The sequence below is a fragment of the Microcystis sp. M53598_WE2 genome (genome assembly GCF_030067735.1).
GTDB classification, from domain to species: Bacteria; Cyanobacteriota; Cyanobacteriia; order Cyanobacteriales; family Microcystaceae; genus Microcystis; species Microcystis aeruginosa.
This window is the reverse complement of record NZ_JASJFE010000785.1, coordinates 1-8,499: the sequence shown is the minus strand read 5'-3', so window position 1 is coordinate 8,499 and position 8,499 is coordinate 1. Positions and strand designations below refer to the sequence as shown.

Annotated in this window: 9 protein-coding genes; 6 read left to right on the top strand and 3 right to left on the bottom strand. The window is 41.8% G+C overall.

All coding sequences use genetic code 11. From position 1 onward, the window contains the following. Together PX636_RS16045 and PX636_RS16040 are read left to right on the top strand one after the other, a co-directional pair. The coding region (locus tag PX636_RS16045) for a formylglycine-generating enzyme family protein (RefSeq protein WP_288117801.1) at positions 1 to 2,426 on the top strand (2,426 nt) is incomplete at its 5' end. Positions 2,427 to 2,967: 541 nt separating this feature from the next. After that, complete coding sequence (locus tag PX636_RS16040) at positions 2,968 to 3,432, top strand: SRPBCC family protein (RefSeq protein WP_288117799.1); 465 nt, start codon at positions 2,968 to 2,970, stop codon at positions 3,430 to 3,432. A 73-nt stretch (positions 3,433 to 3,505) separates the two neighbouring features. On the opposite strand, the gene PX636_RS16035 is transcribed toward PX636_RS16040, so the two are convergent. Next, positions 3,506 to 3,709, bottom strand: coding sequence for a ssl0294 family protein (locus tag PX636_RS16035; RefSeq protein ID WP_002778572.1), 204 nt, complete (start codon positions 3,707 to 3,709; stop codon positions 3,506 to 3,508). 70 nt (positions 3,710 to 3,779) lie between these two features. Between PX636_RS16035 and PX636_RS16030 the strand changes: the two genes are divergently transcribed. The 3 genes from PX636_RS16030 (at position 3,780) to PX636_RS16020 (ending at position 6,127) form a co-directional block, all read left to right on the top strand. Continuing rightward, the gene (locus tag PX636_RS16030; protein ID WP_069475458.1) at positions 3,780 to 4,295 is read left to right on the top strand and encodes a DUF1499 domain-containing protein; all 516 of its coding nucleotides are present in this window, start codon (positions 3,780 to 3,782) and stop codon (positions 4,293 to 4,295) included. A gap of 264 nt (positions 4,296 to 4,559) precedes the next feature. Beyond that, positions 4,560 to 5,057, top strand: coding sequence for a DUF427 domain-containing protein (locus tag PX636_RS16025; RefSeq protein ID WP_004163102.1), 498 nt, complete (start codon positions 4,560 to 4,562; stop codon positions 5,055 to 5,057). Between the two features lie 188 nt (positions 5,058 to 5,245). After that, positions 5,246 to 6,127, top strand: coding sequence for a 4-hydroxybenzoate solanesyltransferase (locus tag PX636_RS16020; protein WP_288117797.1), 882 nt, complete (start codon positions 5,246 to 5,248; stop codon positions 6,125 to 6,127). A gap of 39 nt (positions 6,128 to 6,166) precedes the next feature. Here PX636_RS16020 and PX636_RS16015 read toward each other — a convergent pair whose 3' ends face one another. Continuing rightward, positions 6,167 to 6,733, bottom strand: coding sequence for a hypothetical protein (locus PX636_RS16015; protein WP_288117796.1), 567 nt, complete (start codon positions 6,731 to 6,733; stop codon positions 6,167 to 6,169). Positions 6,734 to 6,979: 246 nt separating this feature from the next. On the opposite strand from PX636_RS16015, the gene PX636_RS16010 reads away from it, so the two are divergent. Continuing rightward, positions 6,980 to 7,219 carry a DUF6737 family protein gene (locus PX636_RS16010; RefSeq protein ID WP_016514583.1) on the top strand — a complete coding sequence of 80 codons (240 nt, stop codon included), beginning with the start codon at positions 6,980 to 6,982 and terminating at the stop codon, positions 7,217 to 7,219. Here PX636_RS16010 and PX636_RS16005 read toward each other — a convergent pair. Next, positions 7,184 to 8,499: 3'-5' exonuclease (locus tag PX636_RS16005; RefSeq protein ID WP_288117795.1), on the bottom strand; the 1,316-nt coding region annotated here is incomplete at its 5' end. The two genes, PX636_RS16010 and PX636_RS16005, sit on opposite strands and share 36 nt — an antisense overlap.

Genomic DNA, 8,499 nt, shown 5'->3' with positions numbered 1-8,499 from the left:
CAGAATTGCAATATAATCAATTAAAATTTTCCGTATTGCAACAAAGAGAAAATCAAGAATTTCAAAGAGAATTAGCTGAACTTAACCACGAAAGAGCGAAGGAAATTGAGGCTTTTCGGGCGCAGGTTAACTTTGCGATTAATCAAAAAAATCTGGATTTTCAAAAATGGCGTTTTGAGCAGGAAAAGAAGATTCAGTATGATATTTTGCAGTTACAGCAAGATTTTCAGCGTGATTTGACCCAAATTCAGCATCAAAATGCTTTAATACAAATGCGGGAAAGGCTTAGGGAAGATAAATCGCCTATCGCCAATTTAGCATCTGATTTACTGGAAAATTCTTTCGCTCATGGCATAATGCCTTTAAAAGTGCTACTTGCACCCCCTAGCTTAGATTACGATCCCAGTTCAGGCAAACCCTATCAAGCTAGTTATGAAGGGTTTTTGTCTAAGGAAATTGAGCAATTTCTTCATCAGGGTTATTTGAATAGTAAGCAATATCCTGTCCAGTTATTAGATAAAGCTTGGGAATCCAATAAACGGGGCGGGGGGTCGGCTCTGCAAGCGCTTCATGCTCAATTAAAAAGTATTCCTATTTTAGTTTTAGAGTCTGAAATTCCCTTGGGGGAACTCAATTTTCGTGCGGGTTATTGGTCGGGGGGCGATGTTTCTTACACACAAGCGACGATTTTATCGGGTCAGTCTGTTGCTGATTTACTGAATAATTCAGCGAAAAAAAGGGCTTTGGAGTGGGAAATCACTCGCCAGAAGTTACAAGCTCTGGGTAAGGATGAAGCTTATATTAAAAATATGGGCGGAGTGAACGAGGAGAATTTACAAATTTTCTACAAGGAGTTAGCTGAAAAAGAAGAGTTAGAAAAGCATGGCATTGATACTTCTAATCTGCCAATCGGCAAAGAGTATAAAATCACCGACCAAGATTACAAGAGTTTTTATGAGTATTTGGCAGTATGGCACTGTTTAGTCATTGGACTTTATGCGGATATTCTCTTTCTGGGAAATTCCTGGGAAAATACGCCTTTGTTACCGAGCTTGATTCCCTATTTGTTGGAAAAGTACAAGAATCATTCTTTTTTAACGTCGGAGTTTTGGCAGATGGGAATTTCAACCGTTGTCAAAGCTTACGGGCAGTTTTACGATACTTTAAAATCGGATGCTCCCTCTTGTTTGCCTGAAATTCGCATGAAGTTGGCGTTATCTTTGGCTAATTTACCAAGTCAGTATCAGTATTTGGCTTTAGAGCAAGGTAATAAGGCTTTTTCGGATTGGTTACGGGCTAATGATGCCCCATCGGACAAGATTTTTGATCTGGATAATGACGCTGATTGTCAGCTTTTGAAACGGATTATTTATCAAGAAGATAAGCCGTTTTTGGAGTCTTTGAAGTTGTTATTAGAGAAGGTTAAGGATGCGGACGGGATTGATGGAAGTCAAAGCGCGGGGATTAATAGTCTTTTGGCAGGTTGGCAATTATTAAATCGTTTTGGTAATATCCCCCACTTACCGGCGCTGGTAACGGGAGGGGAGTCGATGACTGTAGAGGAAAAAGTAAAGCCTAATATGCCTAATATTACGGAGAATTTTACAGAAGTTTTACGCAATGGAATTGAATTAGAAATGATTGCGATACCCCCAGGTGATTTTATTTTGTTGGGCGATAAACCTACTGTTGTTAAACTAAAGGGGTTTTGGATGAGTAAGTACCCGATTACTCAGGCTCAATATGAAGCCATTATGTTTTACAACCCTTCTTATTTTAGAGGAGATAGTAATCATCCAGTAGAACAAGTTACATGGGATAATGCTCAGGAATTTTGCGGTAAATTGTCAGAGAAAACAGGAAAGAGCTATCAACTGCCTAGTGAAGTGCAATGGGTTTACAGTTGTAAAGCAGGAAGCACTACTAGCTGGTATTTTGGAGACCTTGCTTGTGAGGACGGTGCTGTGGATTTTGGAGACCTTGCTTGTGAGGACGGTGTTGTGGATTTTAGAGAATATGCGTGGTATGGAAAAAACTCAGGCAAACGAACTCATCCAGTAGGGCAAAAAAAGCCTAACCAGTGGGGACTATATGATATGTATGGAAATGTTTATGAATGGTGTCAAGATAGTTATTATAGTGGAAATGAGTATCTTTTCAGCCCCCAAGACCCTCGTTATATGGATAGTTATATGGATAGCCATTCCCCATCTCCTATCTACCCCACTGATGGTTCAGCATTTGTTGAATCAGGCAATCAATTCATTGTTAAGAGTTCTAGTTTTCTGACAGACTTAGAATATACATCAACAACTAATTCAACACAAGAGTTTCGTAACTTTACGTTCCCAAGTAATCGCAATGTAATTTATCAGAATCCGGAATTTATGAAGCAAGTAGGTTTTCGTGTTGTTTGTGTTCCATAGAATTTATCACGGCTTCCATGCTTGTGAGTTAATCCGCAAGCGCCGGATTGAAGCTCGACGGGCCGAGATTGCCGCTAACGCTCAGGAGGTGTTTAAGGCTTGCTGAAAAAGTACGGGCGAAGCATTCGGATAAAAAATCTCCGGTTTCACCGATAGGTTACTGCCCGAATGCTTCGCCCCTACAGGACGCGGGCCGATGAAGACGCGATGACTAAACGCTTTGTTCTCGATACCAATGTTATTATCAGTTAATATCGAGAGATTACGCCAACGTTTTCGAGAGTTGCTCAAGCTAGTGAAAAAATGAGCTTGAGAGCAGTTATCTTAATGATGAGGTAGGAAGTTTTCGTTTTGGGGAGTCGATCGCCGGTCGTCCATAGCAAATTAGGTTACACTTTATCTTGATGAGAAAGGCTATAAACAACACTATGTTAAGAAATGTAACCAAGGCCGAAACCCTTACTGTTGCCTTGTCTGCACAGTTAACTTTATTTTTGTCCGACTACCGATAATTCTCAGCCAGCAATTTATAAGCAGATCAATGTCATCTTGTCAAGTATTTGAACAATCAATTCAGATTAAAGCTAGTGCCACGACGGTAGAGCGTTGTATCACGGATTTAGAGTTAATGCGTCGTTGGTTGAATCCATTGTTAGTTTGTGAACCTATCGGGGATTGGAAGACCGATATCGGTGGTAGAAGTCGTTTTTTGATTCAAATTCCCCTAATTCAGCCAACGCTAAAAAGTACGGTGATTGAGAGAGAACCGGGGTTAATTGTCTGGCAATTTGAAGGCTTTTTTCGTGGTTGCGATCGCTGGGAATGTCAACCCAATGATGACGGCACTTGTTTAATCAATCGTTTTGAGTTTGCGATTCCTAATCCGGTTGTGGGGTGGGGATTCCAGCAATTCGCCGCCAAATGGACTAAAAAGGATATGGAAGCGCAATTAAGAAGATTAAAACGAGTAGCTGAGGAAATTTATCTACTTTCAGCAACAAGTTAAGCTGATGGGGTGGTAAGCGGGGGGTTTTGGGGATGGGAGAATACCCTCACCCCCAACAGCTAACCCCCGATCCCTAATCGATCGAGATCGACTGGGGACTGTTGCCGTTATCCTGATTATTGTCGTTAAAACTGACTAATCCCTGCTCTTCTAACCATTTTTTGAGGGGATCGTCCGAAAGTTTCAAGCGCAGTAATCCAGAGGCAAAACCACCGAAAAAAGCGATCGGTTGTTGAATCAGTTCTTTAACAACGGGTTGTAATTCATCGAGAAACATCTTATTCTATCTCCTGATATTGCCACACCTATCAATGTTAAGTTAATTGAAGTGATTCTGTAAGACTAGCATGACTGAAACTTCCGACACGGTAAAAAAATCTTTCCGGCTAACCCCGTTTATTTTCCTGGGAATACTGCTCATCTGGCTAGGAATTAGGTTAATTGCTCCCGATAGCGTCAGTTTATTCGCCGGTACTCGTCCCGATTATTTGGGAGTCAGGGAGGGTAAACTGGCCCCTTGTCCGGTCACTCCTAATTGTGTTAGTAGTCAGAGTCAGGATCAGGCTCATGCGATCGAACCCCTTAGTTATCAGGGTAGCGGTGAAAAAGCGATCGAGCAATTAGCTAAAATTATCGCCTCCCAACCGAGAACTAAAATTATTAACCAAGATAGTAACTATCTCTACGCCGAATTTAGCAGTCAATGGATGGGATTTGTCGATGATCTGGAATTTTCTCTCAATCCTAGCAAAAATGCGATCGATGTTCGCTCGGCCTCCCGGTTAGGAGAATCGGATTTAAATGTCAATCGAGAACGAGTGGAAACCCTGAGAAAACTCTTTTCAGTGATTAGTAAACAGTAATCAGTGAAAAGTAATCGGGTGCATCTCAATTTTGTAGAAATATCTATACTACATTTGGGCGCACGCGATGCGCCCCTACCATTGGTGCGATAATATTATTATTGTAGGGGCGAATTGCATTCGCCCTCTTTAAATGACTTCTGCTGCTCCCCTATATGTCAGAGAAAGTCACCAATAGGAGATGCACCCAATCAGTAATCAGTAATCAGTAAACGGTGAAATGACTCAGAGAATACTGACTCGGAGAATAATATAAGAAAAATTATGTTTCGTCCCCAACCGATACCAGCAAAAGCAGGACAGGAATCCGTCTGGGATTATCCTCGTCCCCCGCGCCTAGAATTATCGCCTAAACACCTAAAAATTATCTTTAATGGGGTGATAATTGCCGATACTAAAAGCAGTTATCGAGTTCTAGAAACCAGTCATCCTCCAGTTTATTATCTACCGCCCCAAGATATTAAAATGGAATACCTGCAAGCCACAGCAGAAAAGTCTTTTTGTGAGTGGAAAGGTCTAGCGGGATATTACAATATCACCGTTGGGGATCAACAGGCAATTAACGCCGCTTGGTATTATCCGGACCCGACACCAGAGTTTCAGGCAATTAAGAATTATCTGGCTTTTTATCCCGCCAAAATGACCGCTTGTTATGCCGACGGGGAATTAGTACAACCGCAACCGGGCAACTTTTATGGGGGATGGATAACCTCCGATGTGGTTGGTCCGTTTAAAGGGGTTCCCAATAGTTGGGGCTGGTAATCACGTTAAGTAAGTAGTCGTGCAAAATTAACTTCTTGGTTAGGAAAGGCAAAAGGCAAAAGGCAAAAGGCAAAAGGCAGCTACTGGCCAAAATTAATTAATTTTCTCCCCAAAACCCCACACCCCACACCCCACACCCTACACCCCACATCCCCTTAACTCCTAGTTTCTACTTTTTACGAGAAATTATGACTATATCCCAACCCGATCTAGAACCCACTTGGATGACGATTATTCGCCTCTTGCGCTGGGATAAACCCGCAGGTAGGTTAATTTTGATGATTCCCGCTTTATGGGCGGTATTTTTGGCGGCAGACGGTGTGCCACCGCTACCCTTGATCGGGGTGATCGTTTTGGGAACTTTGGCCACTAGCGCCGCCGGCTGTGTGGTTAACGATCTTTGGGATCGGGATATCGATCCACAAGTCGATCGCACTCGTAACCGTCCTTTAGCGGCCAGAGCTTTATCGATCAAGGTTGGTTTGATTATCGCTCTGATTGCTTTCTTTTGCGCCGCAATTTTAGCTTTATATCTGAATTTCCTGAGTTTTTGCCTATGTGTGGCCGCCGTTCCCTTGATTATCTGCTATCCCCTCGCCAAGCGTTTTTTTCCTGTACCCCAATTGGTTCTTTCTCTCGCTTGGGGTTTTGCGGTTTTAATCTGTTGGAGTGCCGTCACCGGGTCGTTAAATAGCAATACATTTATATTATGGGGAGCGGTGATTTTTTGGACATTGGCATTTGATACTATTTATGCTCTGTCCGATCGAGAGGATGATCTCAAGGTTGGTATTAACTCTAGTGCCATATTTTTCGGCAAATACGCCCCGGAAGCCGTGGGGGTCTTTTTTGCCCTAACAGTGGGTTTATTGGCTTGGGAGGGGCAAAAAATGCAGTTATCAGCCTTTTTTTGGCTAGGGTTGGGTCTATCGGTGATCGCTTGGTGGCGTCAATACTGGTTGTTACGTCAATCGGATTTACCCAAACCAGTTTATGGTCAAATGTTCGGTCAAAATGTTTGGGTCGGTTTTATTTTATTAGCGGCTATGATTGGGGGGAGTTTGTATTAAAACTCCCCCAAAAATGTCCCTAGAGTCAGTAGCTATTGTCTATTCTGACTCTAATAATCCCATTACCGTAGCTGATGGGTGTTCACCAGTCATCAAAGCTACCCGTCTTTGAAAATTTTTTTCCACAGCAATGCAGGTATTTAAGGGATCTAAAATACCCTTTCTGATTTGCCTTTCCCAAGAATAATTTCTTTCTCGGTGTTTAAATCTTGATAATTGCTGGGTGAAAACAGTAACCACTTGATAAATGATTTTTAAATCGTAAAGAGAGTCAATTTGAGAAATTTTAACCGCTAAAGCCCGAAATTGACGGGATATTTCTTGGGCTTGCTCTTGACTACAGCCATGGTCACGATGATAATAATTAACTACTTCTGCCATGTACTGAGCGTGTTTAGCGGCATTTTGAATGCTATGTTGAGCATTTTCCACGGGGGCAAGAAATCGATCTAATAATAGCTGTTGGGCGTAGGCATCGCGAAGGGAAGAATTAGAGATTATTTGTAATTCGGCCATTCTTTCTTCATGTTTACGGCGATTTTCGGCATAAATCTCCGTCAGAATAGTATCTAACAGCTTGGGAATCGGATAAAAGACATCAATCATAGGAAAATTTAGCTTAGTTTGTCTAGAGATAAGAAACTCTATTGATAAGTAGGTAGGCACAATTATTTGTAGGATGGGTTAGCGGTAGCGTAACCCATGCGGGCGTTGGGTTTCATGCTTCAACCCAACCTACGTTCATTTTATATTTAATTCCACCCACCTACTTAGAATTACCCAAAATTGTAGCAGTTATCTGAATAGTCAGGTACGATAAAATCAAGTTAGTAAATTACCGCCCCTTAACTAATGTCTAACTCGAAATCTAGTAGCGTTTGGGATCACAAACCCCGTTGGTGTCAACCTTGGTCGATTTTATTGACAGGAATTACCCTGATTGCTGGGTGTTGGTTTTTAACTCAGCGTCTCTGGTTAACCCTACTCCTATCTATTCCTATACTCCTCTGGTGGTTTGTCTTCCTAATTCTTTATCCGAGGACGCTGCAGCAACAGTTAAACACAGAAAGAATCGGGGAAAGCATTGATTAAAACAGGAAAGACAGGACAGGGATTTTTATCCTGTAATTGACTACTTTCATCTCCGCGAAAAGTGTTCCAACGGAAGGGAGCTTTTTTTTCACTCGACATCCATAAAAGTCTTTTTGCTCGCGTCATCGCTACATACAAAAGTCGGTATTCTTCAGCTTTTTTAAGTTGTCCAGCTTCTAACCAAGCGCTTAAAGGTGGGGGAATAATTGGTATGCTGTCGGGGTTTAAATAGCGTTGATGAACCGCTGCTCGAATTTGCGCCCGGGCCACTTCTGCGAGGGTAAAATCTGCCAAAAATTTTGCCCCATTGGGAACCCAAGGTTTGCCAGGAATAATATCTTCGTGAAGAAAGGGAATAAAAACATAATCCCAGTCTAAACCCTTGGCTTTGTGCATAGTAATAATCGTCAGTTGTCCGGGACGAGTATAACAATCGTCGTTATCTTCTTCCACTCCTTCAAAGCGCTCAGAGGCGATAATTTCATTAAGAGTATTAATTGTGTTTTTCAGAGAACTATTACCAGCAGTTTCCTGATAAATACGGGCGGTTAATTTTTGCAAAGTTGCTAATTCTGACCCCGAATATTGGAGAGTCATAGCGAAAAAAGACAGGAGTTGATAATGGGGTAATTCTAATCTAGCTTTTAGTAAACTGCAGCAATAACGACGGGCGATTTTTTCGTTAGATTTCAGTTCGGGATCGAGGGGAGTGGGATAAAGAAATTGTTCGGGATAGGTAACTAAAGGATTTAAGTCTTGGGCAGTAATTAAACCCCTAAATTGTAGCACTTCTAAGGCCGCTTTGAGATAATCGGGAGAGTGGGGACGTTCGACAAAAGCCAATAGTTTCAGCATTTCGGCGGGAATTTGGGAAAAGCGAGCGATCTCGTTAGCTTCAAAAATTCTGATTTGATAACTTTTGTAAAAATGGGCGAATTTTTGAGCAAAAAAGTGTCCTTGTCGATTTTCTCTAACGAGGATAGCCGCATTATGTTGAGGGTTTTCTTGGAGTAATTTAACTAGACGTTTTTCAATTAACTCTACTGTTTGATAAATGTCATCGGGTTGATAAATTTCTAATCCTTTTCCCTCCTTAACTGGATTAGGTTGGGGATCTTCGGCGCTGACGGGAAGAATCGCTTGAACCCGAAAAGGAGCCTCGGTAACTTTATGATTATCTTTCCCCTGTTTCCAATCTCGATCGACCCATTGTAAAACTAAATTAGCAGCTTCAATAATTTTAGTATTGCTGCGACCTGCTTGGTTCATAGTGGATAAAT

Coding starts and splice junctions, on each gene's coding strand:
- PX636_RS16040 (WP_288117799.1), top strand. CDS start 2,968: ATGTCATCTTGTCAAGTATTTGAACAATCAATTCAGATTAAAGCTAGT.
- PX636_RS16035 (WP_002778572.1), bottom strand. CDS start 3,709: ATGTTTCTCGATGAATTACAACCCGTTGTTAAAGAACTGATTCAACAA.
- PX636_RS16030 (WP_069475458.1), top strand. CDS start 3,780: ATGACTGAAACTTCCGACACGGTAAAAAAATCTTTCCGGCTAACCCCG.
- PX636_RS16025 (WP_004163102.1), top strand. CDS start 4,560: ATGTTTCGTCCCCAACCGATACCAGCAAAAGCAGGACAGGAATCCGTC.
- PX636_RS16020 (WP_288117797.1), top strand. CDS start 5,246: ATGACTATATCCCAACCCGATCTAGAACCCACTTGGATGACGATTATT.
- PX636_RS16015 (WP_288117796.1), bottom strand. CDS start 6,733: ATGATTGATGTCTTTTATCCGATTCCCAAGCTGTTAGATACTATTCTG.
- PX636_RS16010 (WP_016514583.1), top strand. CDS start 6,980: ATGTCTAACTCGAAATCTAGTAGCGTTTGGGATCACAAACCCCGTTGG.